Consider the following 24,581-nt stretch of genomic DNA (forward strand, 5'->3'; position numbering starts at 1 on the left):
CGCACCTTGTCCTAAAACCCCTCTATGCTCTGGCAGGAGGGGTTTTTTCTTCTATATAAACTGTGAGGTGTCACACATTGAATCAAAAAGCTGTCATTCTCGACGAACAGGCAATCAGACGGGCCTTGACCAGGATTGCGCACGAAATGATCGAACGCAATAAAGGGATGAATAACTGCATTCTTGTCGGCATTAAGACAAGAGGGATTTACCTGGCAAAACGCCTTGCGGAACGAATTGAACAGATTGAAGGAAATCCTGTTACAGTTGGTGAAATTGATATTACCCTTTACAGAGACGATCTTTCTAAAAAAACGAGCAACGAAGAACCGCTTGTGAAAGGTGCAGATATTCCGGTAGATATCACAGATCAAAAAGTCATTCTCGTTGATGATGTCCTTTATACCGGAAGAACAGTCAGAGCAGGTATGGATGCGCTTGTTGATGTAGGCAGACCTTCCTCCATTCAGCTGGCTGTGCTTGTTGACAGGGGACACCGGGAGCTGCCGATACGAGCGGATTATATCGGGAAAAACATCCCGACATCAAAGGCTGAAAAGGTTATGGTTCAGCTTGATGAGGTAGATCAAAACGATCTCGTCGCCATTTATGAAAATGAATAATAGATCACCTTTTTAAGGGCAATCCAGAGAGGTTGCAAAGAGGTGCACAACAAAGACCCGAAAAGTATTCGGCAGGTCTTTGTATGCCTCTTTGCGTAAAAATAGCAAAGAGGTTTTTTTATACAGCCATTGAGTCATCCTAAAATGAAAGTCAACAATCAGGGGGAAATCATCATGAGTAAGAAAAAAGTAAATTTAGGGGTCAGGGATGTCCCGACACCTTTCTCTTGGGTTTCATTCAGCCTTCAGCATTTGTTTGCCATGTTCGGCTCAACCATTTTGGTTCCGAAGCTCGTCGGAATGAGTCCTGCTGTGGCGTTGGTGACAAGCGGCATCGGAACACTGGCGTACCTTCTTATTACGAAAGGGCAAATTCCGGCGTATCTCGGTTCATCCTTCGCCTTTATTTCTCCGATCATACTGGTAAAAGCGACCGGCGGGCCGGGAGCGGCAATGGTCGGGGCGTTTCTTGCAGGGCTGGTATACGGGCTGATTGCCTTATTGATCAGGCAGCTTGGCACAGGGTGGCTGATGAAGATTCTCCCGCCTGTAGTCGTAGGACCTGTTATTATCGTCATCGGGCTGGGACTTGCAAGCACTGCGGTAAACATGGCGATGTATGCTGATCCAAATGCGAGTGAATTGGTTTACAGCTTAAAGCACTTCAGTGTCGCAGGCGTTACGCTGGCCATCACGATTATTTGCGCGATTTTCTTGCGAGGATTCTTAAGCCTGATTCCGGTTTTGATCGGAATCATCGGCGGATACCTGTTCGCCCTTACTCAAGGGATTGTCAACTTCCAGCCGGTGCTTGACGCGAAATGGTTCGCAGTGCCTGAATTTATCATCCCGTTCAAAGACTATTCGCCGTCAGTAACACTCGGCATCGCGGCCGCAATGGTACCGGTCGCGTTTGTGACAATGTCGGAGCATATCGGCCACCAAATGGTGCTGAGTAAGGTTGTTGGACAAGATTTTATTAAAAAGCCGGGACTGCATCGCTCCATTATGGGTGACAGCGTGGCGACAATTCTTGCTTCCCTGATCGGCGGCCCGCCGACGACGACTTACGGAGAAAACATTGGCGTGCTGGCCATCACAAGAGTATTCAGCGTCTTTGTCATCGGAGGCGCGGCAGTGATTGCCCTTTGCTTCGGCTTTATCGGCAAAATTTCAGCGCTGATCAGTTCAGTGCCGTCAGCGGTCATGGGAGGCGTCTCCTTCCTGCTGTTCGGAATCATTGCTTCAAGCGGCCTGAGAATGCTGATTGACAACAAAATTGATTATGAAAATAACCGAAACCTCATTATCACATCGGTGATCCTTGTGATCGGTGTAGGAGGCGCATTTATCCAAGTGTCTCAAGGCGGATTCCAAGTGTCAGGGATGGCGCTTGCCGCAATTGTCGGTGTCATCTTAAACCTGATTCTTCCGGAAGCGAAGGAAGAGCACGCAGACACATCCGAACAACATCATATTTAAAACCTTTTAATGAAAGTCCAGAGAGGCTTGGAAGGGTTATGAAGAGAAGGAAGCTTCAATGCTGCCCTCTATTTAACCATACCCCGAGTCTATCTTAGACCCGGGGTTTTTTTCAGCCTTAAGTTGAAATGAGAGGGGAAAGAACATGAAGCATATAACGACGATGAGTGAACTCAGCACTGAGGAAATCAAAGATTTGCTTCAAACAGCACAAGACCTCAAAAACGGAAAAACAGACAATCAGCTTACAGGAAAGTTTGCAGCAAACCTGTTTTTCGAACCGAGCACGAGAACGCGGTTCAGCTTCGAGGTCGCAGAAAAAAAGCTGGGCATGAATGTGCTGAACCTTGATGGAACAAGCACAAGCGTACAAAAAGGCGAAACCTTGTATGACACGATTCGGACGCTTGAATCAATCGGTGTGGACGTGTGCGTCATCAGGCACAGTGAAGATGAGTATTATCAAGAGCTTGTCAGCCAGGTGAGCATTCCGATTCTGAATGCGGGAGACGGATGCGGCCAGCATCCGACACAATCACTGCTTGATTTAATGACGATTTATGAAGAGTTCAATACGTTCAAAGGGCTTACCGTCTCCATTCACGGTGACATCAAGCATAGCAGAGTGGCAAGGTCAAATGCGGAAGTGTTGACAAGATTGGGTGCCCGGGTCCTGTTTTCCGGTCCTGCGGAATGGCAGGATGAAGAAAATACATTCGGTACGTATGTCTCAATGGATGAAGCAGTTGAGTCTTCCGATGTCGTCATGCTGCTGCGCATTCAAAATGAACGGCATCAGTCCGCTGTCAGCCAGGAAGGCTATTTAAACAAATACGGCTTGACCGTAGAACGGGCTGAGCGTATGAAGCAGCATGCGATCATCATGCATCCTGCTCCGGTAAACAGAGGAGTGGAGATTGATGACAGCTTAGTAGAAAGCGAAAAATCAAGAATCTTCAAGCAAATGCAAAATGGCGTATTTATCAGAATGGCAGTGATACAGCGTGCCTTACAAACCAATGTGAAAAGAGGAGAAGCAGCGTATGTCATATCTCATTAAAAACGGCTGGATACTTAACGAAAATGGTGAAAAAACAGAAGCGGATATCCGAGTGACAGGAGAAACCATTACTGCAATCGGCAAGCTTGATGCAACGGATAATGAAACTGTAATTGATGCAAGAGGTTTGCTTGTTTCACCTGGGTTTGTTGATCTCCACGTTCATTTCAGAGAGCCGGGCGGAGAGAAAAAAGAAACAATTGAAACCGGGGCGAAAGCAGCGGCACGCGGCGGCTATACAACAGTAGCAGCAATGCCGAATACGCGGCCGGTTCCCGATACAAAGGAGCAGATGGAATGGGTGCAAAACAGAATTAAAGAAACATCATGTGTCAGAGTTCTTCCATATGCATCCATTACGATCAGGCAAATCGGCGATGAAATGACAAACTTTGAAGCGTTAAAAGAAGCCGGGGCATTTGCCTTTACAGATGACGGCGTTGGGATACAGACAGCAGGCATGATGTATGAAGCGATGAAACGGGCAGCCGCAATTGACAAAGCGATTGTTGCACATTGCGAGGACAACTCCTTAATTTACGGAGGAAGCGTACATGAGGGGACATTCTCCAAAGCGAACGGGCTAAACGGCATTCCTTCTGTGTGTGAATCGGTTCATATTGCCCGCGATGTGCTGCTGGCTGAGGCGGCAAACTGCCATTATCATGTATGTCATATCAGCACGAAAGAATCTGTCAGAGTTGTACGCGATGCGAAAAAAGCGGGAATCAGAGTGACAGCAGAAGTGTCGCCGCATCATTTGCTGCTTTGTGATGAGGACATCCCGGGGCTGGACACAAACTTTAAAATGAATCCTCCGCTCCGCAGCGCAGAAGACAGGGCTGCTTTAATTGAAGGTCTTTTAGACGGAACGATTGATTTTATCGCAACAGACCATGCACCGCATACGGAAGAAGAGAAAAACACGGAAATGAAGCTGGCGCCATTCGGAATTGTCGGCTTAGAAACAGCATTCCCGCTTCTTTACACACACTTTGTCAAAAATGGCAGCTGGTCATTGAAGCAGCTCATTGACTACATGACAATCAAGCCATGCGAAGCGTTCGGTCTCCCATATGGAACATTACAAACGGGGCAAGTTGCTGACATGACATTAATTGATTTAGAAAAAGAAGCAGTTATAGACAAAGAGACATTTTTATCAAAAGGAAAAAATACACCATTCAATGGCATCAGCTGCACCGGCTGGCCGGTCGCTACAATTGCGGCAGGGAAGCTTGCTTATGAAGAAGGGAGACTTGTCAAATGAAGAGACGATTAGTACTGGAAAACGGAGCGGTATTCGAAGGAGAAGCCTTCGGGAGCTTAGAACACAACATGGGAGAAGTCGTTTTTAATACTGGGATGACAGGCTATCAGGAAATTTTATCTGACCCTTCTTACTGCGGGCAGATCGTAACATTGACATACCCGCTTATCGGAAATTATGGCATTAACCGTGATGATTTTGAATCCATTACCCCTTTTGTCAAAGGGCTGATCATCAAGGAATTATGTGAATTGCCTTCCAACTGGCGTTCAGCATACACATTAGACGAGTATTTAAAAATGAAAAACATTCCCGGACTCCAGGGGATTGATACAAGGAAGCTGACAAGAATGATCCGCACGGCAGGCGCGCTAAAAGGAACATTCGCTTCATCTGATGAAGACATCGAAGCTGTGCTGAAAAGACTGAACGAAACGGAATTGCCAAGAAATCAAGTATCACAAGTATCAGCCAAAACAGCATATCCGAGCCCGGGAAGAGGCAAACGCATTGTCTTGGTTGACTTCGGCATGAAGCACGGGATTCTAAGGGAGCTGAACAAACGGAAATGTGACGTCATCGTTGTGCCTTACAACATTACAGCAGAAGAAGTGCTTCAGCTGAAACCGGACGGCATCATGCTTTCTAACGGACCTGGAGACCCGAAGGATGTGCCCGAAGCGATTGAAATGATTAAAGGTGTTCTCGGAAAAGTGCCTTTATTCGGAATATGTCTCGGCCACCAATTATTCGCGCTGGCGTGCGGGGCGAATACTGAAAAAATGAAATTCGGCCACAGAGGTTCAAACCACCCGGTAAAAGAGCTGGCTACAGGGAAAGTTGCCTTAACATCTCAAAACCATGGTTATACAGTTTCATCTATCAGTGAAACAGAACTTGAAGTGACGCATATCGCAATCAACGACGATACGATTGAAGGGCTGAAGCATAAAACATTGCCGGCATTTACGGTTCAATATCATCCCGAAGCCTCACCTGGTCCTGAGGATGCTAACCATCTATTTGACAGATTCATCGAAATGATCGAAACAACAGAGAAAGAAGGGGAAGCGGTATGCCAAAACGCGTAGACATTAACAAAATTTTAGTAATCGGATCTGGGCCGATCATCATCGGCCAAGCAGCAGAATTTGATTATGCGGGAACGCAAGCCTGTCTTGCTTTGAAAGAAGAAGGCTATGAAGTCATCCTTGTCAACTCAAACCCTGCCACGATCATGACAGATACAGAAATGGCTGATCGGGTTTACATCGAACCGCTCACACCTGAATTCCTGACACGAATCATCAGAAAAGAGCGCCCAGATGCCATTCTTCCTACGCTCGGAGGCCAAACCGGTTTGAATCTTGCGGTTGAGCTTTCTGAAAGAGGCGTTTTGGCAGAATGCGGCGTCGAAGTGCTTGGCACGAAACTGTCTGCGATTCAGCAAGCTGAAGACCGTGACTTGTTCAGAACATTAATGAATGAACTGAATGAACCGGTGCCTGAAAGTGAGATTATCCATTCCCTCGAAGAAGCGGAAAAATTCGTCAGCCAAATTGGATTCCCTGTCATTGTCCGCCCGGCATATACATTAGGCGGAACAGGCGGAGGCATCTGCTCGAATGAAACAGAGCTAAAAGAAATTGTTGAGAACGGCTTGAAATTAAGCCCGGTACACCAATGTCTGCTTGAAAAGAGCATTGCCGGCTATAAAGAAATCGAGTATGAAGTCATGAGAGACAGCCAGGATCACGCCATTGTTGTTTGTAACATGGAAAACATTGATCCGGTTGGAATCCATACTGGAGACAGTATTGTTGTCGCGCCGAGCCAAACGCTCAGCGATCGCGAATATCAGCTCCTGCGGAATGTATCGTTAAAACTGATTCGCGCGCTTGGAATCGAAGGCGGATGTAACGTCCAGCTCGCCTTAGATCCAGACAGCTTCCAATATTACATCATTGAAGTAAATCCGCGTGTCAGCCGTTCATCTGCCCTTGCATCAAAAGCAACGGGATACCCGATAGCAAAGCTCGCTGCTAAAATTGCAGTCGGCCTTTCATTAGATGAAATGATGAACCCGGTAACAGGAAAAACATATGCAGCATTTGAACCTGCTCTTGACTATGTCGTATCCAAAATTCCGCGCTGGCCGTTTGATAAATTTGAATCAGCAAACAGAAAGCTCGGCACGCAAATGAAAGCGACTGGTGAGGTCATGGCGATCGGCCGCACGCTTGAAGAGTCATTGCTGAAGGCTGTGCGTTCACTGGAAGCTGATGTGTATCATCTTGAATTGAAGGACGCCGCTGACATTTCAGATGAACTTCTTGAAAAGCGAATTAAAAAGGCCGGTGATGAACGCTTATTCTACTTAGCTGAAGCGTACAGAAGAGGTTACACGGTAGAAGACCTCCATGAATTTTCCGCTATCGATGTCTTCTTCTTGCATAAGCTGTTCGGAATCGTACAGTTTGAAAAAGAATTGAAGGCGAATGTGGGCGATACAGATGTGCTGAGACGGGCAAAAGAACTCGGCTTCTCTGATCAGTACATCAGCCGCGAGTGGAAAATGAAAGAATCCGAGCTTTACAGCTTGAGAAAACAAGCGGGGATTGCGCCGGTATTCAAAATGGTAGATACGTGCGCGGCGGAATTTGAGTCAGAAACGCCATACTTCTATAGCACATATGAAGAAGAAAATGAATCTGTCGTTACAGATAAGAAAAGTGTGATGGTGCTTGGTTCGGGTCCGATTCGAATCGGTCAGGGTGTCGAGTTCGACTATGCGACTGTTCACTCTGTATGGGCAATTAAACAAGCAGGCTATGAAGCCATTATTGTCAATAACAACCCGGAAACCGTTTCAACAGACTTCAGCATCTCAGACAAGCTGTATTTTGAACCGCTTACGATTGAAGATGTTATGCACATCATTGACCTCGAACAGCCGATAGGCGTTGTCGTACAATTTGGCGGACAAACTGCGATTAACCTTGCTGACGAGCTTTCTGCGCGCGGAGTGAAAATCCTTGGAACTTCATTAGAAGATTTAGACCGTGCAGAAGATCGGGATAAATTTGAACAAGCGCTTGGAGAACTTGGTGTTCCGCAGCCGCTTGGCAAAACAGCGACATCGGTTGATCAGGCAGTAAGCATCGCAAGTGATATCGGATACCCGGTATTGGTGCGCCCTTCCTATGTACTTGGCGGCCGGGCGATGGAGATTGTGTATCATGAAGAAGAGCTGCTTCATTACATGAAAAACGCAGTCAAAATCAATCCGCAGCACCCTGTATTAATTGACAGATATTTGACTGGGAAAGAAATTGAAGTTGATGCAGTATCTGACGGTGAAACAGTCGTCATTCCGGGAATTATGGAGCACATTGAACGTGCGGGCGTTCACTCCGGAGACTCGATCGCTGTTTATCCGCCTCAATCGCTCACTGAGGACATTAAGAAAAAAATTGAACAATACACGATCGCACTTGCTAAAGGGCTGAACATTGTCGGTTTGCTCAATATTCAATTCGTCTTATCACAAGGCGAGGTGTACGTGCTCGAAGTGAACCCGAGATCAAGCAGAACCGTACCGTTCTTAAGCAAAATTACGGGTATCCCAATGGCGAATCTCGCAACAAAAATCATTCTCGGTCAAAAGCTGGCTGCGTTTGGCTATACAGAGGGCCTTCAGCCTGAGCAGCAAGGTGTATTTGTAAAAGCGCCGGTCTTCTCCTTCGCCAAGCTGAGAAGAGTGGACATTACGTTAGGGCCTGAAATGAAATCAACAGGTGAAGTCATGGGGAAAGATTCGACCCTTGAAAAGGCGCTCTATAAAGCCTTGATTGCTTCAGGTATTCAAATCCCGAACTACGGTTCCGTGCTTTTAACAGTAGCTGATAAGGACAAAGAAGAAGGGCTTGCCATTGCTAAGCGGTTCCACGCGATTGGCTACAACATTTTAGCGACGGAAGGAACGGCAGGCTACCTGAAAGAAGCTTCTATTCCAGCGAAGGTTGTCGGAAAAATCGGCCAGGATGGTCCGAACCTGCTTGATGTCATCAGAAACGGTGAAGCACAGTTTGTCATCAATACGCTGACAAAAGGAAAGCAGCCGGCAAGAGACGGATTTAGAATCAGACGTGAATCAGTAGAAAATGGTGTTGCCTGCTTAACATCATTAGATACGGCAGAGGCGATATTGCGAGTGCTGGAAAGCATGACATTCCGCGCTGATCAAATGCCGGCAGTCAATACAAATCAGGAGGCGGCAGTCACTATATGAAAAAAGCGTATTTGACAGTATGTTCTAACCAGCAAATTGCAGACCGGGTGTATCAAATGGTTCTGAAAGGGGAGCTTGTCCAAGGGTTTACAACCCCGGGGCAGTTCCTTCATCTTAAAGTGTGCGAAGCGGTTACGCCTCTTTTGAGGAGGCCAATCAGCATCGCCGACGTCAATTTTGAAAAAAGTGAAGTCACCATCATTTATCGAGTAGATGGGGAAGGTACAAGGCTATTGTCTCTGAAACAGCAGGGAGAGCTTGTGGATGTCCTCGGGCCTTTGGGAAATGGCTTTCCTGTCAATGAAGTCCAACCCGGAAAGACGGCTTTGCTGGTAGGAGGCGGTGTAGGTGTGCCGCCTCTCCAAGAGCTGTCGAAACGCTTGATTGAAAAAGGGGTAAATGTCATCCACGTTTTAGGATTCCAATCGGCAAAGGATGTTTTTTACGAGAAAGAATGTCGGCAGTATGGAGACACGTTTGTGGCAACAGCTGACGGAAGCTACGGGGAAACCGGATTTGTCACAGATGTGATTAAACGGAAACATCTAGAGTTTGATATCCTTCTCAGCTGCGGGCCGACACCGATGCTCAAGGCGCTAAAACAGGAATATGCCCATAAAGAAGTATATCTGTCCATGGAGGAACGAATGGGCTGCGGAATCGGCGCATGCTTCGCGTGTGTGTGCCATACAAACGAAAGTGAGACATCCTATGTAAAAGTATGTCTCGACGGGCCTGTATTTAAAGCTCAGGAGGTGGCGCTGTAATGCTAGAGGTGAAATTGCCGGGACTTGATTTGAAAAATCCAATCATTCCTGCATCAGGCTGCTTCGGGTTTGGAAAAGAGTTTTCACGTTTTTATGATTTGTCTTGTCTTGGAGCTATCATGATTAAGGCTACGACAAAGGAGCCGCGCTTCGGGAATCCGACGCCGCGGGTAGCTGAGACTGGTGCTGGAATGCTCAATGCGATCGGTCTCCAAAATCCGGGGCTGGATAGCGTGTTGCATCATGAGCTGCCATGGCTTGAGCAGTTTGATACGCCGATCATTGCTAATGTCGCAGGTTCTCAAGTCGAGGATTATGTTGAAGTCGCAGAGCATATCAGCAAAGCGCCTAATGTTCATGCACTTGAATTGAATATTTCCTGCCCAAATGTGAAAACAGGCGGAATCGCTTTTGGCACGAACCCTGAAATGGCTGCCGATTTGACAAAAGCGGTGAAAGAGGTTTCAAATGTACCCGTTTATGTGAAGCTTTCCCCGAACGTGACTAATATCACAGAGATTGCATTAGCGATCGAGGAAGCGGGAGCGGATGGCCTTACGATGATCAACACACTAATCGGCATGAGACTCGATTTAAAAACCGGCAAACCGATATTAGCGAATAAAACAGGAGGACTTTCTGGCCCTGTTGTGAAGCCGGTTGCCATTCGCATGGTGTATGAAGTCAGCCAGGCGGTCAACATCCCGATTATCGGAATGGGAGGCGTGCAGACGGCCGAAGATGCCCTGGAATTTCTTCTTGCTGGAGCAAGCGCGGTCGCTGTCGGAACAGCAAATTTTGTGAATCCTTTTGCATGTCCAGAGATTATTGAACAGCTTCCATCTGTTTTGCGCCAATACGGCTATCAATCAATTGAAGAATGCATCGGAAGGAGCTGGAATCATGAAAAACAACCTGCCCATCATCGCGCTTGATTTTGCATCAGCTGAAGAAACACTTGCGTTCTTAACGCCTTTTCAGCAAGAACCGTTATTTGTAAAGGTTGGAATGGAGCTTTTTTACCAAGAAGGGCCATCTATCGTGAAACAGCTAAAAGAAAGAAACTGCGAGCTGTTTTTGGATCTAAAGCTTCATGACATTCCGACCACTGTAAACAAGGCGATGAAGCGTCTTGCCAGTCTCGGCGTAGACCTCGTCAATGTTCATGCGGCCGGGGGCAAAAAAATGATGCAAGCAGCTCTTGAAGGCTTAGAAGAAGGTACGCCGGCGGGGAAAAAACGCCCGTCACTTATTGCGGTAACCCAGCTGACAAGCACATCTGAACAAATCATGAAGGATGAACTGCTGATCGAAAAGCCTCTGATCGATACGGTTGTGCACTACAGCAAACAGGCGGAAGAAAGCGGACTGGATGGAGTGGTCTGCTCTGTTCATGAAGCAAACGCCATTTACCAAGCAGTGTCGCCTTCATTTCTGACTGTCACTCCAGGGATCAGAATGTCAGATGACGCTGCGAATGACCAAGTCCGCGTGGCGACACCTGCAATTGCAAGAGAAAAAGGTTCATCAGCGATTGTAGTAGGACGCTCGATTACAAAAGCGGAAGATCCGGTAAAAGCCTATAAGGCTGTCAGACTTGAATGGGAGGGAATCAAATCTTGAAACAAATCATCGCAAAACATCTATTAGACATCCAAGCTGTATTTTTACGTCCGAACGAGCCGTTCACATGGGCAAGCGGTATTTTATCACCAATCTACTGTGACAACCGTCTTACGCTATCTTTCCCAGAGGTCAGAAATGATGTCGCCTCAGGCATCAGCAAGCTTGTCAAAGAGCATTTTCCCGAAGCTGAAATGATAGCAGGAACAGCAACTGCGGGTATTCCTCATGCTGCTCTGGCGGCTGACCGTTTGAATCTTCCGATGTGTTATGTGAGGAGCAAGCCGAAAGCGCACGGAAAAGGCAATCAGATTGAGGGAGCTGTGCAGAAAGGGCAAAAAACGGTCGTTATTGAAGACTTAATCTCCACAGGAGGCAGCGTGCTTGAAGCTTGTGCAGCTTTACAAGCGGCCGGCTGTGAGGTGCTTGGTGTCGTCTCAATCTTTACGTACGGACTTCCCAAAGCAGAAGAAGCCTTCGCAAAGACAGAACTGCCATACTACTCATTAACTGATTACGATACGCTCACAGAGGTCGCACTTGAGAACGGAAATATTCATTCAGATGATCTAAAAAAGCTGAAAACATGGAAACAAAATCCCGAGTCAAAAGATTGGTTTAAAAAATAAAAAATAAATTCCAACAATGTAAAGAGGCTTCAAAGCCTTGCTGTACTTAAAAACAGGCCATGAGGCCTGTTTTTTTATTAATCCTATAAAAAAAGTCGGGTTGACTTATGTTAGAATTGTGCTAAAATTTACTACAAATCTGAAAAACTTATCAAGAGCGGCTGAGGGACTGGACCTATGAAGCCCGGCAACCTGCATAGTTTGTAAGGTGCTACTTCCAGCAAAATGAATTCCATTTTGAAAGATAAGGGCTACATGCTGTTCCTGTCTTTCTTTCCGCCGGATTGAAAGTTTTTTATTTTAAGAGGCAAAAAGGCTGTTTGAAATCACCAGCCAAGAATCACATTACAATTGGGAAAAGACAACCGGCAGGAAGCTACTGTTTGTTTGTCTCCGAAAGGAGGAAAGAAGAAATGTTAACGTATGATAATTGGGAAGAACCAACGATTACATTTCCGGAAGACGATCCTTATAAAGGAGCGCTGTCAGTTTTAAAGTGGGCATACGGCCATTACGGCAACCAGCTTATTTATGCCTGCAGTTTCGGAATTGAGGGAATCGTTTTGATTGACTTAATTTATAAAGTGAAAAAAGACGCAGAGATTGTGTTTCTTGATACAGGACTTCATTTTAAAGAGACCTATGAAACAATTGAACGAGTGAAAGAGCGTTATCCAGGTCTTAATATCATCCTGAAAAAACCAGACCTCACCCTTGAGGAACAAGCCGAGGAATATGGCGACAAGCTGTGGGAAAGAGAGCCGAATCAGTGCTGCTACCTTAGAAAGGTCGTTCCTTTAAGAGAGGCGCTTTCAGGACATCCCGCCTGGCTTTCCGGTCTGCGCCGTGATCAAGGGCCAAGCCGTGCCAATACGAATTTCTTAAACAAAGATGAAAAATTCAAGTCAGTAAAAGTTTGCCCGCTTATCCATTGGACTTGGAAAGACATTTGGAGATACACATCACGGAATGAACTGGACTACAATCCGCTTCATGACCAAGGATACCCAAGTATTGGCTGTGCGCCTTGCACTGCTCCCGCTTTTACCGCAGAGGATCTGCGTTCAGGCAGATGGAATGGTATGGCGAAAACAGAATGCGGACTGCATGAATAAGGAGCTGCAAAATGGAACTAGCCGCTATTTTATTTAGCTTGTTTTTTGCGATGAATATTGGTGCAAGCGGCGCTGCAGCTTCGATGGGAGTTGCTTACGGCTCTGGAGCCATCAAAAAGAAAACCTACGCTTTGATCCTATGCGCAGTCGGTGTCTTGGCCGGGGCGGTCATTGGCGGAGGCGAGGTCGTAAAAACAATCAGCTCTGGCATTATCCCCGAACAGACGATTACACTGACGATTGTTTGCATCATTATTGGAGCTGCTGCGCTGTCGCTCTTTACGGCAAATCTGCTCGGCATTCCTTTATCGACAAGTGAAGTGACGGTCGGCGCGGTTGTCGGCGTGGGAGTGGCTTATAAAGTATTGTTTGTGAACAATCTTCTGATCATTGTGACATTTTGGGTTTTTGTCCCGCTGTTCGCTTTTGGCTTCACCTATTTCGTATCTAAGCTTTTTCGTTATTTTAAGATTGAAGTGAAATCTTCTAAACAGCAAAAAATCCTCAGCATTGTTTTGTTAGTTGCCGGATTTTTCGAAGCATTCTCTGCCGGCATGAATAATGTGGCGAATGCCGTTGGCCCGTTAGTGGCTGCCGGTGTGCTTGATGTCGTAAAAGGAACCTTGTACGGAGGAGCTTTTGTTGCGCTTGGCGCACTGTTATTAGGCCGGCGTGTGTTAGAAACAAACGGGAAGAAAATTACGAGATTTTCAAAAGGAGAAGGCATTCTCTTATCCGGCACAGGAGCGGGACTGGTAATTATCAGTTCTGTATTTGGGATGCCGGTGCCTTTGGCGCAAGTCACGTCATCGTCTATTATCGGCATAGGCATGGCAAAAAACGGTCCGAACGTGTTCCATAAACAAGTTGTTCAAACGATGCTGAAGGTATGGATCGTATCGCCGTTTTTATCTTTATCGATTTCTTATCTGCTTGTATCCTTGTTTTTAAAAGCGGATTATTATTCGATCTTTATCATGGTAAGTGTGCTTTTAGCGGCGGGCGGTGCCGTCAGCCTGACAAAGGCCATTCGTAAAGAGAGACGCTCAGTCCACGAACAAGGCGGGGGAATCTGAACATTAATCTGAGTAATTTTATAAGTTAACTAGGAGGAGATGGATGTTATGAGCTTAGCACCACATGGAGGAACATTAGTAAACAGAGTAGATGAATCATATGATGTGAGCAGCATTCAAAAAGAAATTGAACTTGATTTAATTTCTTTCGCGGATTTGGAATTGATCGGTATCGGTGCATACAGCCCGATTGAAGGTTTCTTTAATGAAAAAGATTACGAATCTGTTGTCGAAAACATGCGTCTTTCTTCCGGCGTTGTCTGGTCTCTTCCAATCACACTTCCGGTCGATGCGCAAAAAGCAGCGGAACTGTCAGTTGGCGAAACGGTAAAGTTAACGTATGAAGGAGACGCATACGGCGTTATCCAAATCGAAGACCTGTATGTGCCTGACAAACAAAAAGAAGCTATCAATGTGTACAAAACGGATGAGCAGGAGCATCCGGGTGTTAAAAAACTGTTCAGCCGCGGCAATACATATGTCGGCGGACCGATCACGTTGATTAAAAAAGCTTCAAAACAGTTCCCTGAGTTTACTTTTGAACCGGCAGAAACAAGACGCCAGTTTGCTGAAAAAGGCTGGGAAACGATTGTCGGCTTCCAAACAAGAAACCCTGTTCACAGAGCGCATGAATACATTCAAAAAACGGCTCTTGAAACAGTAGACGGCTTGTTCTTGAATCCGTTAGTAGGTGAAACAAAATCCGATGACATCCCAGCTGATGTACGGATGGAAAGCTACCAAGTTCTTCTTGATCATTATTACCCGAAAGATCGCGTGTTCCTTGGTGTCTTCTTGGCGGCGATGCGTTATGCAGGCCCGAGAGAAGCAATTTTCCACGCGCTTGTCAGAAAGAACTACGGATGCACACATTTCATCGTTGGCCGTGATCATGCAGGTGTAGGTGACTATTACGGAACATACGAAGCACAGGAGCTGTTTGACACATTCAAACCTGAAGAACTCGGGATTACACCGCTGAAATTCGAGCACAGCTTCTTCTGTAAAAAATGCGGAAATATGGGGACAGCGAAAACATGCCCTCATGGCAGAGAGCACCACGTCATTTTATCAGGCACTAAGGTAAGAGGTATGCTGAGAGACGGCGTGCTGCCTCCTGCTGAATTCAGCCGAAAAGAAGTCGTAGAAGTGTTAATCAAAGGGATGAAGAAAAAAGAAGAAGTAGGCGTATCTTAAGGAGGATTGGCAGTGACAAATCGCGATATTGTATGGCATGAAGCCTCTATCACAAAAGAAGAGTACCAGCAAAAAAACAAGCATAAAAGCTCCATTCTCTGGCTGACAGGGTTAAGCGGCTCAGGCAAATCAACCATTGCCAACGCCGCTGCGAGAGAATTATTTGAGCAAGGCTACCAAGTCATTGTGCTGGACGGGGATAATATCCGTCACGGCTTAAATAAGGATCTTGGTTTTTCTGATGAAGACCGAAAAGAAAACATCCGCCGAATCGGAGAGGTGGCAAAACTTTTTGTTCAGCAGGGAACCATTGTCATTACTGCTTTTATCTCTCCTTTCCGCGAGGACAGACAACAGGTTCGCGAGCTTGTGGAAGTTGGCGAATTCAATGAAGTATACATTAAATGTGATCTTGATATTTGTGAACAAAGGGATCCGAAAGGACTCTATAAAAAAGCAAGAAACGGAGAGATCCCGTTTTTTACAGGAATTGATTCTCCTTATGAAGAACCGGAAGCGCCAGAGCTCGTTCTTGATTCAGGACAGCATGACCGTGAAGCGTGTAAAAATCAGCTGATCGAGTTTGTCAAGCAAAAATTGAGCTGAATATGATCTGCTGCGTTCTTCTCAGATACCGGAATGCAAGCGAGAACAACATCACAGCGAATGTTCTGGAAGAACTCGAATAGATCGGGGGAAATACGATGGGAAAAGTATATATTGTAGGAGCGGGTCCCGGTGATCCTGATCTGCTGACGATTAAAGCGCTGAAAGCCATTGAAAAAGCTGATGTTATCTTATATGACAGATTAGTAAATAAAGAGATTTTACAATATGCCAAAGAGCAAGCAGACCTGATCTACTGCGGGAAGCTTCCAGATTTTCATACGATGAAGCAGGAAACCATCAATCGATTTCTTGTGAAGTATGCGCAAAAAGGGAAAATAGTTGTCAGACTGAAAGGCGGGGACCCTTTTGTGTTCGGCAGGGGAGGGGAAGAAGCGGAATGCCTCTCTGAAAATGGCATACCGTTTGAAATCATCCCCGGCATTACGTCAGGAATCGCGGCAGCTGCTTATGCCGGGATTCCTGTTACTCATCGGGATGCGGGCTCTAACGTCGCATTTGTAACGGGTCATTATAAAAGTGATGAAGATTTTGAGGAAAAGTGGAAAGCGCTGGCTACAGGAATTGATACACTTGTCATCTATATGGGTATCAAAAACGTGCAGCAGATTGAAAGAAAACTCCTTGAAAACGGCCGGGACGGTTCTACGCCGGCAGCCTTTATTCATTGGGGAACAACGGACAAGCAAAAATCTGTTTTTTGTACAGTTGACACCCTTTCAGAAACGGTGATAAAAGAAAACATTACAAATCCGAGTTTAATTGTCATTGGAAATGTTGTAAATTATCACTATAAGCTGGAATGGTTTGAATCTGAACTGAAAAAACAAGATTTAAGCGAGGCGTTGTAAAATGAAACAAGCGATTTTATATGTCGGCCACGGCAGCCGGGTCAAAAAAGCTCAGCAAGAAGCCGCAGCCTTTTTGGAAGGGTGTAAGGCACACATCTCTGTGCCAGTACAAGAAATCAGCTTTTTAGAGCTTCAGGAGCCGACAATTGAGACAGGTTTTGAAGCATGTGTGAAGCAAGGCGCCACTCATATCGCAGTGGTGCCTCTGCTTCTTTTAACAGCTGCGCATGCAAAACATGATATTCCGGAAGAAATTGCGAGTGCTGCATCCCGATATCCGTCAGTCCATATTTCATACGGAAAGCCGATCGGGATTGACGAAGAAGTAGTCAAGGCCGTATATCATCGAATGAAAGACATTGGTGTTCCGTATGAAAATGCCAGAGTGGTGCTCATTGGAAGGGGAAGTTCAGATCCAGATGTCAAAAGAGACGTGACTGGCATTGCTCATCTTCTTCAGGAAATGGTTCCAGTCAAGGAAGTCATTCCGTGCTTTTTGACAGCATGCGGCCCGAATTACAAAGAGGTTTTTTCAGAACTTGAAAAAGATGACGGCACAACAACCTTTATCGTTCCGTATTTGCTCTTTACGGGTATGCTGATGAATGAAATCGAACGAGAGGTTCAGACATTAAAAGCTCATAATCCGAATGTCTACCTCTCTTCTTATATCGGTTTTCACCCTCATGTGAAGAACGCATTTTTAAACCGTGTGAGAGAAGCTGCGGCAAATCCTGAGGGACAATTTGATTTTGATGGAGGTTCATATGCTTCCGCTGCACATTAGCCTGGAAAAGAAGAAGGTTGTCATTGCGGGGGGCGGCAGCATCGCTCTCAGAAGACTGAAAACGGTGATTTCTGAAGGAGCAGATATAACGCTTGTCAGTCCGGATGTTGAACCGGAAATCAAGCAAATGGCAGAAGATCAACGCATCAAATGGAAAAAACGGACGATCGAAAAAGAAGATTATCTCAATGCTTTTTTCATTATTGCCGCGACGGATGATGCGGCAGTGAACAAAGAAATTGCCCAATCCGCTTCGCCTTTTCAGCTTGTCAATTGTGTCAGTGACGCTGAGCTTGGCAATGTATATATGCCGAAAATCGTAAAAAGAGGGTATGTCACGGTGTCCGTTTCTACAAGCGGAGCCAGTCCAAAGCACACAAAAGAGCTTGCTGAAAACATGGATAAGCTGATTGACGGCGAATTTGTTGCTGAAGTGGATAGGCTTTATCAAGTGAGAAGAAAGAAATAAGCCAGAGCATAATAATGCTCTGGCTTTTCTTTATGCGGCTCAGCTTTTTTTCAGCTTGATGACAGTATCAGCATCTGGCGTGACAAAGACGGTATGCTGGCTGTCATAGGTGACGAAACCGGGTTTCGCGCCGTTCGGTTTTTTGACATGCCTGATTTTTGTATAATCTACAGGCACGGAGCTTGAATCTTTAGCTTTTGAAAAATAAGCTGCAATTGTCGCGGCTTCAATGATTGTTTGCTCATCCGGTTCGCTACTTCTGATCACAACGTGGGAGCCAGGAATGTCCTTCGTGTGAAGCCAAATATCATCTCTGGCAGCCGCTCTTGTCGTTAAATATTCATTTTGGCGATTATTCTTCCCCACTAAAATTGTCAGTCCTGAGGAGGATTCGTATGTTTCTAACACCGGGTTGTGCGTTTTTTGCTTTTTCTGGCCTTTTTGCTGCTTAGGGCGTAAATATTTGCCCTCCACAAGCTCTTCCCTGATTTCACTGATATCCCGGGGAGAAGCGGAGGAAAGCTGCTGAATCAGCTGATCGAAGTATTCGATCTCTTCCTGTGCCAGCCTGATTTGCTCCTCTACAACCGCGACCGAATTTTTCGCTTTCTGATACTTCGTGAAGTAGGCTTGGGCGTTTTCGGAAGGTGTTTTGTTCGGGTTTAAAGGAATCGTGATCGTCGGGCTTTCTTCATCATAATAGTTGATGACCTCAGCCTGTTTATCACCTTTTTTCAGCATATATAAATTAGCAGTTAAAAGCTCCCCGTAAAGCTGGAATTCCTTCGCATTTTCCGAATACTCCAATGTTTTCTCTAATTTTTTGATTTTGTTGGCATTTTTCTTCCGTTCGTTGACAACAAACCGCTCAAGATCTTGAGCCTGCTGTTTGACCCGGTCTCGTTCAGCTTTTCCGAAATAAAAACGGTCGAGCAGGTCGCTTAATGAATCAAAACGGCGCGCTTCGCCTTTTAGATGAGTCAGCTCCAGCAGATAAAAATATTCCTTTCCGTTTACAGTCGTAATGTTGGGAATGAAACGGTGCTCTTTTACTTCGGCAAACAGTGCCAGCAACGCTTTTGGCAGTGTGACTTTGTTGGCGAGGCCAGCTCTGTGAACCGCTTCTTTGGCGAAAAGCGGAGACACCCCTGAAAAGTGGTCGACAATTTGTTTATCAAGCCGTCCTTCTTGAAAACTGAGGTGACGCAAAATATCATCTTCTGACGCCTCAAGCGGTGATATTTTGTCCTGGGCAGGCGGAAGCTTATAATCTTGGCCGGGCAGTACTGTACGGTAGCTGTTCATTGACGGCGATAAATGCTTAAGTCCGTCGATGATCACATTTTCTGCAGCGTCGGTCAAAATAATATTGCTGTGGCGGCCCATAATTTCTACATAAAGCTTTCGCACGGTTTCATCGCCAATTTCGTTTCGGCTTTTGATATGAAAAATCATAATGCGGTCTAAGCCCGCTTGTTCGATTTTCTCAATGAATCCGCCTTCGATATGCTTTCTCAGCAGCATGCAAAACATTGGTGGTTCGCTTGGATTTTCATAAGTTTGTGTCGTGATATGCACCCGTGAATAGCTCGGATGTGCCGATAATAATAGTTTTTGGTTTTTTCCCTTGGCACGGATGTGGAAAATCACATCGTGCTTATATGGCTGATGGACTTTTGTAATTCGTCCGCCCATTATTTTCTCGTTAAGTTCGTGTGTCATTCCGTATGTAAACATGCCATCAAACGACATATGCAATACACCCTCTCATTCTTCCTGCATTCGATAATTATAGCATGAAATGGGACGAGTCAGAATAAGCATGCTTATAGAGTGATATCTCTATAAGAGAGCAGGGGAGTGGACGAGCGGAATGAAGTTTCATGAAATGGGACAAACAGATTTACTAGAGGCAACCAATACGTCCATGAAACAAGGATTAACAGAAAAAGAAGTGAAAAAACGCCTTGACAAGCATGGGCCAAACGAGCTGCAAGAAGGGAAAAAAACGTCAGCGCTTCTCTTGTTTTTCGCGCAGTTCAAAGATTTTATGGTGCTTGTGCTTCTGGCGGCAACGTTAATCTCAGGATTTCTTGGTGAATATGTAGATGCGGTTGCGATTATTGCGATTGTGTTTGTGAATGGCATACTCGGTTTCTTTCAAGAAAGGCGAGCTGAGCAATCTCTTCAAGCTTTAAAAGAGCTTTCAACACCGCATGTCATGGCACTCAGGGAAGGAAGCTGGACAAAGATTCCTTCTAAGGAACTTGTGCCGGGGGATATTGTGAAATTTACAAGCGGGGACAGGATTGGCGCGGACGTTCGAATTGTTGAAGCGAGAAGCCTTGAAATAGAAGAATCAGCGCTGACCGGGGAATCAATTCCGGTTGTGAAGCACGCTGATAAACTGAAAAAACCGGATGTTTCACTCGGTGATATTACCAATATGGCATTTATGGGAACGATTGTGACCCGCGGCAGCGGTGTCGGGGTTGTCGTCGGGACAGGGATGAATACGGCAATGGGGAAAATTGCTGACATGCTTGAATCGGCTGGGACATTGTCAACCCCGCTGCAAAGAAGACTGGAGCAGCTCGGGAAGATTTTGATTGTTGTTGCATTGCTTCTGACCGTTCTTGTTGTTGCTGTCGGTGTTATTCAGGGTCATGATCTGTACAGCATGTTTTTAGCGGGTGTCTCATTAGCGGTAGCCGCCATTCCAGAGGGGCTGCCGGCGATTGTCACCGTGGCGCTGTCGCTTGGTGTACAGCGGATGATTAAACAAAAATCCATTGTTAGAAAGCTTCCTGCTGTTGAAACGCTTGGGTGTGCGTCTATCATTTGTTCAGATAAAACAGGGACAATGACCCAAAACAAAATGACGGTGACACATGTGTGGTCCGGAGGGAAAACATGGAGAGTGACAGGGGCCGGGTATGAACCGAAAGGAAGCTTCACACTGAACGAAAAAGAGGTCAGTATCAATGAACATAAGCCGCTTCAGCAGATGCTTCTGTTCGGGGCGCTCTGTAACAACTCCAATATTGAGAAAAGAGACGGAGAATATGTGCTTGACGGAGATCCGACAGAGGGGGCGCTGCTCACCGCGGCAAGAAAAGGCGGTTTTTCAAAGGAGTTTGTTGAAGCAAACTACAGGGTGATTGAAGAATTTCCTTTTGATTCTGCACGGAAAATGATGACTGTCATCGTAGAGGATCAGGACAGAAAGCGCTATATCATTACAAAAGGTGCACCGGATGTACTGATGCAGCGATCTTCCCGTATTTATTATGACGGCTCAGCCGCTCTTTTTTCAAATGAAAGAAGAGCAGAAACAGAGGCGGTATTAAGACATTTGGCATCTCAGGCGCTCAGAACGATAGCGGTCGCCTACAGGCCGATAAGAGCAGGCGAAACACCGTCAATGGAGCAGGCGGAAAAAGATCTGACGATGCTCGGCCTTTCAGGTATCATTGACCCGCCGCGGCCGGAAGTCAGACAGGCGATTAAAGAATGCCGTGAAGCGGGAATTAAGACCGTCATGATTACAGGTGATCATGTGGAGACCGCTAAAGCGATAGCGAAAGATCTGCGCCTCCTTCCGAAAAGCGGAAAAATTATGGATGGGAAAATGCTGAATGAACTTTCTCAAGAAGAGCTTTCTAATGTAGTGGAGGATGTGTATGTATTTGCCCGCGTTTCTCCTGAGCATAAGCTGAAAATCGTAAAAGCCTATCAGGAGAACGGGCATATCGTGGCGATGACGGGAGACGGCGTCAATGATGCCCCTGCCATTAAACAAGCTGATATCGGCGTCTCTATGGGCATTACCGGGACAGATGTGGCTAAAGAAGCGTCATCTCTTGTGCTCGTGGATGATAATTTTGCGACGATTAAATCAGCGATAAAAGAAGGCAGGAACATCTACGAAAATATCAGAAAGTTTATTAGATACCTGTTAGCTTCTAATGTCGGGGAAATCCTTGTCATGCTGTTTGCGATGCTGCTCGCTCTTCCTTTGCCGCTCGTTCCGATTCAGATTTTGTGGGTCAACTTGGTGACGGACGGATTGCCGGCAATGGCGCTCGGCATGGATCAGCCGGAAGGAGACGTAATGAAGCGCAAGCCCCGTCATCCGAAAGAAGGGGTATTTGCCCGCAAGCTAGGGTGGAAGGTCGTCTCCAGAGGATTTTTAATCGGAGCTGCCACTATTTTAGCGTTTATCATTGTGTACCACCGCAATCCAGAAAATTTGGCTTATGCCCAGACGATCGCATTTGCAACATTGGTGCTGGCTCAGCTTATTCACGTTTTTGACTGCCGAAGCGAGACTTCTGTTTTCTCCAGAAATCCGTTTCAAAACCTGTATTTAATCGGTGCGGTATTGTCATCCATTTTGCTGATGCTTGTCGTGATCTACTATCCGCCGCTTCAGCCGATTTTTCATACCGTAGCCATCACCCCGGGAGACTGGATGCTCGTCATCGGTATGTCCGCCATCCCTACTTTTTTGCTGGCGGGGTCACTTTTAACAAGAAAAAAATAAATCCATATGATATAATCTTAGGGGTAATAGCATGTCTATTGCCCTTTTATTATGAGAACAGGGAAGAATTGGGTGTTTTAAAATGATACGAAGTATGACAGGCTTCGGCAGTGCAAGCAAAACACAAGATGATCTCTCTGTAAGCGTAGAACTTAAATCTGTGAACTACAGATTTAAAGAAGTGAACGCTCGTTTGCCAAGGCCTTTGCTATATTTTGAAGATAAGCTGAAACAGACCATTCTGCAGCATATCCAGCGCGGAAGAATTGAGCTTTTCGTATCTGTTGACAGTGATATGCTTGTTGAGAAAAAGCTTGAGATTGATTGGCAGCTGCTCGATGAGTTTGTCGCAGCTGCGAGAGATATGAAGAAGCGGTATCAATTGTCTGCAGAGCCCGATGTAATGGAATTCTTTAAGCTTGATCACGTCGTCCAGGTTCATGAAGAACAGACGCAAAATGACAAGCTGGAGGCGTTGATCACCGATGCCGCAGAGGAAGCGGTAAAAGGCCTCTGTGAAATGCGTGAAAAAGAGGGGCTGCTCTTAGCGAAAGACTGCCTGATGCATATTGATCAGCTTGAAGAGCTGGTGAGAGAAACTGAATTGCTTGCTGCAGATGTCGTATCTCGTTACCGAGAACGGCTGTACGCCAGAATCAAAGAATGGACTGAAGATGTATTAGACGAGAGCCGGCTTGTAACAGAATGCGCTATTTTTGCAGACCGCTCTGATATTACTGAAGAGATTACCAGGCTGAAGAGCCACTTCGCCCAGTTTCGTGATATATTAGCTAGTGGCGGAGCTGTCGGGCGCAAACTCGACTTTCTCGTTCAGGAGCTCAATCGGGAAGCAAATACGATCGGCTCAAAAGCAAATGATCATCAGATCACAAAGCTTGTCGTTGAAATGAAAAGTTCTATTGAAAAAATAAAAGAACAAGTGCAAAATATAGAATAGTGACTGTGCGTATTGTTTACAGACGGTCTTACTAGGCTAAACTAGAGACGTCTATTTTACAGGGGGAACGTAGAAGATGACGATTAAACTGATTAATATCGGATTTGGCAATATAATCTCCGCCAATCGGATGATTTCGATTGTCAGCCCGGAGTCTGCGCCAATCAAACGGATGATCCAGGATGCAAGAGACCGCGGAATGCTAATTGACGCTACATACGGACGAAGAACCCGTGCAGTTGTCGTCATGGATAGTGATCACATTATCTTATCTGCCGTCCAGCCTGAGACAGTTGCACACAGACTTTCTGTTAAAGAAGAAATTATGGATGAAGGGCAGGGGTAATTGCCGCATGAAAGAAAGAGGGTTATTAATCGTTCTCTCAGGTCCCTCAGGAGTTGGTAAAGGAACGGTTCGGCAAGCGATTTTTTCGCAGGAAGACACAAAATTTGAATATTCGATTTCAGTAACCACTAGAAGTCCAAGAGAGGGCGAAGTGAACGGAGTCGATTATTTTTTCAAAACAAGAGACGAATTCGAGCAAATGATTGCGGACAACAAGCTGCTTGAATGGGCAGAGTATGTCGGCAATTATTACGGCACGCCTGTCGATTATGTTGAACAGACGCTTCAAGATGGAAAAGACGTCTTTTTAGAAATTGAAGTCCAAGGGGCTCTTCAAGTGAGAAATGCTTTCCCGGAAGGCCTGTTTATTTTCCTTGCGCCTCCAAGCCTTTCTGAACTGAAGAACAGAATCGTGACACGAGGCACAGAAACAGACGCTCTGATTGAAAATCGAATGAAAGCCGCAAAAGCTGAGATTGAAATGATGGATGCTTATGATTATGTCGTTGAAAACGATAATGTCGAAACGGCTTGCGATAAAATCAAAGCAATCGTTCTTGCTGAACATTTGAAGCGTGAACGTGTTGCACCAAGATATAAGAAAATGCTGGAGGTTGAATAATCAATGTTAGATCCGTCAATTGATTCTTTAATGAATAAATTAGATTCCAAATACACGCTCGTAACTGTTTCTGCGAGACGTGCCCGTGAAATGCAAATCAAAAAAGACCAAATGATTGAACATACGATTTCACACAAATATGTAGGCAAAGCTTTAGAAGAAATTGATGCAGGCCTGCTTTCGTTTGAAAAGGAAGACCGCGAATAGTAGCACAAGTAGCAACCTATATCATGTAGGTTGTT

23 protein-coding genes and 1 riboswitch are annotated in these 24,581 nt (G+C 45.7%); of the genes, 22 read left to right on the top strand and 1 reads right to left on the bottom strand.

Annotation, left to right across the window (positions count from 1 at the left end; translation table 11 throughout):
• The first annotated feature begins 77 nt into the window (after positions 1 to 77).
• The 17 genes from pyrR (at position 78) to sirC (ending at position 17,867) form a co-directional block, all read left to right on the top strand.
• Positions 78 to 623: a bifunctional pyrimidine operon transcriptional regulator/uracil phosphoribosyltransferase gene (gene pyrR, locus MY9_RS08525; RefSeq protein ID WP_003221477.1), complete on the top strand. Its 546-nt coding sequence runs from the start codon at positions 78 to 80 to the stop codon at positions 621 to 623.
• Between the two features lie 174 nt (positions 624 to 797).
• Positions 798 to 2,105: a uracil permease PyrP gene (pyrP, locus tag MY9_RS08530; RefSeq protein ID WP_014663908.1), complete on the top strand. Its 1,308-nt coding sequence runs from the start codon at positions 798 to 800 to the stop codon at positions 2,103 to 2,105.
• A gap of 145 nt (positions 2,106 to 2,250) precedes the next feature.
• Positions 2,251 to 3,165, top strand: coding sequence for an aspartate carbamoyltransferase catalytic subunit (locus tag MY9_RS08535; RefSeq protein WP_014663909.1), 915 nt, complete (start codon positions 2,251 to 2,253; stop codon positions 3,163 to 3,165).
• On the top strand, positions 3,149 to 4,435 hold the full coding sequence (locus MY9_RS08540) for a dihydroorotase (RefSeq protein ID WP_014663910.1): 1,287 nt from the start codon (positions 3,149 to 3,151) through the stop codon (positions 4,433 to 4,435). Before MY9_RS08535 ends, MY9_RS08540 begins: the two co-directional genes overlap by 17 nt.
• Positions 4,432 to 5,526, top strand: coding sequence for a carbamoyl phosphate synthase small subunit (locus tag MY9_RS08545; protein ID WP_014663911.1), 1,095 nt, complete (start codon positions 4,432 to 4,434; stop codon positions 5,524 to 5,526). The genes MY9_RS08540 and MY9_RS08545 overlap by 4 nt, the downstream gene beginning before the upstream one ends.
• Entirely contained in the window at positions 5,511 to 8,726 is a 3,216-nt protein-coding gene (gene carB / locus MY9_RS08550) for a carbamoyl-phosphate synthase (glutamine-hydrolyzing) large subunit (protein WP_014663912.1), read from the top strand. Before MY9_RS08545 ends, carB begins: the two co-directional genes overlap by 16 nt.
• Positions 8,723 to 9,493: a dihydroorotate oxidase B electron transfer subunit gene (gene pyrK, locus MY9_RS08555; protein WP_014663913.1), complete on the top strand. Its 771-nt coding sequence runs from the start codon at positions 8,723 to 8,725 to the stop codon at positions 9,491 to 9,493. The genes carB and pyrK overlap by 4 nt, the downstream gene beginning before the upstream one ends.
• Positions 9,493 to 10,428 carry a dihydroorotate dehydrogenase gene (locus tag MY9_RS08560; RefSeq protein ID WP_014663914.1) on the top strand — a complete coding sequence of 312 codons (936 nt, stop codon included), beginning with the start codon at positions 9,493 to 9,495 and terminating at the stop codon, positions 10,426 to 10,428. Before pyrK ends, MY9_RS08560 begins: the two co-directional genes overlap by 1 nt.
• A complete protein-coding gene (gene pyrF / locus MY9_RS08565) occupies positions 10,397 to 11,116 on the top strand; it encodes an orotidine-5'-phosphate decarboxylase (protein ID WP_014663915.1) in 720 nt (239 codons plus the stop codon). The genes MY9_RS08560 and pyrF overlap by 32 nt, the downstream gene beginning before the upstream one ends.
• Entirely contained in the window at positions 11,113 to 11,745 is a 633-nt protein-coding gene (gene pyrE / locus MY9_RS08570) for an orotate phosphoribosyltransferase (protein ID WP_041521331.1), read from the top strand. Before pyrF ends, pyrE begins: the two co-directional genes overlap by 4 nt.
• Before the next feature lie 145 nt (positions 11,746 to 11,890).
• Positions 11,891 to 11,996: riboswitch (SAM riboswitch) on the top strand.
• Between the two features lie 162 nt (positions 11,997 to 12,158).
• Positions 12,159 to 12,860, top strand: a complete 702-nt coding sequence (locus tag MY9_RS08580) for a phosphoadenylyl-sulfate reductase (protein ID WP_014663917.1) — start codon at positions 12,159 to 12,161, stop codon at positions 12,858 to 12,860.
• Positions 12,861 to 12,871: 11 nt separating this feature from the next.
• Positions 12,872 to 13,936: a sulfate permease gene (gene cysP, locus MY9_RS08585; RefSeq protein WP_014663918.1), complete on the top strand. Its 1,065-nt coding sequence runs from the start codon at positions 12,872 to 12,874 to the stop codon at positions 13,934 to 13,936.
• Positions 13,937 to 13,984: 48 nt separating this feature from the next.
• A complete protein-coding gene (gene sat, locus MY9_RS08590; RefSeq protein WP_014663919.1) occupies positions 13,985 to 15,133 on the top strand; it encodes a sulfate adenylyltransferase in 1,149 nt (382 codons plus the stop codon).
• 12 nt (positions 15,134 to 15,145) lie between these two features.
• The gene (gene cysC / locus MY9_RS08595; protein WP_014663920.1) at positions 15,146 to 15,739 is read left to right on the top strand and encodes an adenylyl-sulfate kinase; all 594 of its coding nucleotides are present in this window, start codon (positions 15,146 to 15,148) and stop codon (positions 15,737 to 15,739) included.
• Positions 15,740 to 15,837: 98 nt separating this feature from the next.
• The gene (gene cobA / locus MY9_RS08600; protein ID WP_014663921.1) at positions 15,838 to 16,611 is read left to right on the top strand and encodes a uroporphyrinogen-III C-methyltransferase; all 774 of its coding nucleotides are present in this window, start codon (positions 15,838 to 15,840) and stop codon (positions 16,609 to 16,611) included.
• A 1-nt stretch (position 16,612) separates the two neighbouring features.
• A complete protein-coding gene (sirB, locus tag MY9_RS08605; RefSeq protein WP_014663922.1) occupies positions 16,613 to 17,398 on the top strand; it encodes a sirohydrochlorin chelatase in 786 nt (261 codons plus the stop codon).
• Positions 17,379 to 17,867: a precorrin-2 dehydrogenase gene (gene sirC / locus MY9_RS08610; RefSeq protein ID WP_014663923.1), complete on the top strand. Its 489-nt coding sequence runs from the start codon at positions 17,379 to 17,381 to the stop codon at positions 17,865 to 17,867. Before sirB ends, sirC begins: the two co-directional genes overlap by 20 nt.
• A gap of 39 nt (positions 17,868 to 17,906) precedes the next feature.
• Here the strand turns inward: sirC and rqcH are convergent, their stop codons facing one another.
• Positions 17,907 to 19,619 (bottom strand): tRNA modification protein RqcH, encoded by a 1,713-nt coding sequence (rqcH, locus tag MY9_RS08615; protein WP_014663924.1) that lies wholly within the window; start codon positions 19,617 to 19,619, stop codon positions 17,907 to 17,909.
• Between the two features lie 121 nt (positions 19,620 to 19,740).
• Here rqcH and MY9_RS08620 point away from each other — a divergent pair, with 121 nt between their 5' ends.
• The 5 genes from MY9_RS08620 (at position 19,741) to rpoZ (ending at position 24,546) form a co-directional block, all read left to right on the top strand.
• Positions 19,741 to 22,413: a calcium-translocating P-type ATPase, SERCA-type gene (locus MY9_RS08620; protein ID WP_014663925.1), complete on the top strand. Its 2,673-nt coding sequence runs from the start codon at positions 19,741 to 19,743 to the stop codon at positions 22,411 to 22,413.
• 82 nt (positions 22,414 to 22,495) lie between these two features.
• Positions 22,496 to 23,371: a YicC/YloC family endoribonuclease gene (locus tag MY9_RS08625; RefSeq protein WP_041521332.1), complete on the top strand. Its 876-nt coding sequence runs from the start codon at positions 22,496 to 22,498 to the stop codon at positions 23,369 to 23,371.
• Positions 23,372 to 23,447: 76 nt separating this feature from the next.
• Complete coding sequence (gene remA, locus MY9_RS08630; RefSeq protein ID WP_003154355.1) at positions 23,448 to 23,717, top strand: extracellular matrix/biofilm regulator RemA; 270 nt, start codon at positions 23,448 to 23,450, stop codon at positions 23,715 to 23,717.
• 7 nt (positions 23,718 to 23,724) lie between these two features.
• Positions 23,725 to 24,339 carry a guanylate kinase gene (gene gmk / locus MY9_RS08635; RefSeq protein ID WP_003232083.1) on the top strand — a complete coding sequence of 205 codons (615 nt, stop codon included), beginning with the start codon at positions 23,725 to 23,727 and terminating at the stop codon, positions 24,337 to 24,339.
• 3 nt (positions 24,340 to 24,342) lie between these two features.
• The gene (rpoZ, locus tag MY9_RS08640) at positions 24,343 to 24,546 is read left to right on the top strand and encodes a DNA-directed RNA polymerase subunit omega (protein ID WP_003221520.1); all 204 of its coding nucleotides are present in this window, start codon (positions 24,343 to 24,345) and stop codon (positions 24,544 to 24,546) included.
• Positions 24,547 to 24,581: the final 35 nt, after the last annotated feature.

It is taken from the genome of Bacillus sp. JS (genome assembly GCF_000259365.1).
Taxonomy (GTDB): Bacteria; Bacillota; Bacilli; order Bacillales; family Bacillaceae; genus Bacillus; species Bacillus stercoris.

Bases quoted from the DNA above. Each gene is read 5' to 3' on its own strand.
- carB (WP_014663912.1), top strand. From the start codon at position 5,511: ATGCCAAAACGCGTAGACATTAACAAAATTTTAGTAATCGGATCTGGG.
- pyrF (WP_014663915.1), top strand. From the start codon at position 10,397: ATGAAAAACAACCTGCCCATCATCGCGCTTGATTTTGCATCAGCTGAA.
- MY9_RS08535 (WP_014663909.1), top strand. From the start codon at position 2,251: ATGAAGCATATAACGACGATGAGTGAACTCAGCACTGAGGAAATCAAA.
- sirC (WP_014663923.1), top strand. From the start codon at position 17,379: ATGCTTCCGCTGCACATTAGCCTGGAAAAGAAGAAGGTTGTCATTGCG.
- pyrP (WP_014663908.1), top strand. From the start codon at position 798: ATGAGTAAGAAAAAAGTAAATTTAGGGGTCAGGGATGTCCCGACACCT.
- rqcH (WP_014663924.1), bottom strand. From the start codon at position 19,619: ATGTCGTTTGATGGCATGTTTACATACGGAATGACACACGAACTTAAC.
- sat (WP_014663919.1), top strand. From the start codon at position 13,985: ATGAGCTTAGCACCACATGGAGGAACATTAGTAAACAGAGTAGATGAA.
- MY9_RS08625 (WP_041521332.1), top strand. From the start codon at position 22,496: ATGATACGAAGTATGACAGGCTTCGGCAGTGCAAGCAAAACACAAGAT.
- MY9_RS08540 (WP_014663910.1), top strand. From the start codon at position 3,149: ATGTCATATCTCATTAAAAACGGCTGGATACTTAACGAAAATGGTGAA.
- MY9_RS08545 (WP_014663911.1), top strand. From the start codon at position 4,432: ATGAAGAGACGATTAGTACTGGAAAACGGAGCGGTATTCGAAGGAGAA.
- sirB (WP_014663922.1), top strand. From the start codon at position 16,613: ATGAAACAAGCGATTTTATATGTCGGCCACGGCAGCCGGGTCAAAAAA.
- cobA (WP_014663921.1), top strand. From the start codon at position 15,838: ATGGGAAAAGTATATATTGTAGGAGCGGGTCCCGGTGATCCTGATCTG.
- rpoZ (WP_003221520.1), top strand. From the start codon at position 24,343: ATGTTAGATCCGTCAATTGATTCTTTAATGAATAAATTAGATTCCAAA.
- MY9_RS08620 (WP_014663925.1), top strand. From the start codon at position 19,741: ATGAAGTTTCATGAAATGGGACAAACAGATTTACTAGAGGCAACCAAT.
- remA (WP_003154355.1), top strand. From the start codon at position 23,448: ATGACGATTAAACTGATTAATATCGGATTTGGCAATATAATCTCCGCC.
- cysP (WP_014663918.1), top strand. From the start codon at position 12,872: ATGGAACTAGCCGCTATTTTATTTAGCTTGTTTTTTGCGATGAATATT.
- gmk (WP_003232083.1), top strand. From the start codon at position 23,725: ATGAAAGAAAGAGGGTTATTAATCGTTCTCTCAGGTCCCTCAGGAGTT.
- pyrK (WP_014663913.1), top strand. From the start codon at position 8,723: ATGAAAAAAGCGTATTTGACAGTATGTTCTAACCAGCAAATTGCAGAC.
- MY9_RS08580 (WP_014663917.1), top strand. From the start codon at position 12,159: ATGTTAACGTATGATAATTGGGAAGAACCAACGATTACATTTCCGGAA.
- MY9_RS08560 (WP_014663914.1), top strand. From the start codon at position 9,493: ATGCTAGAGGTGAAATTGCCGGGACTTGATTTGAAAAATCCAATCATT.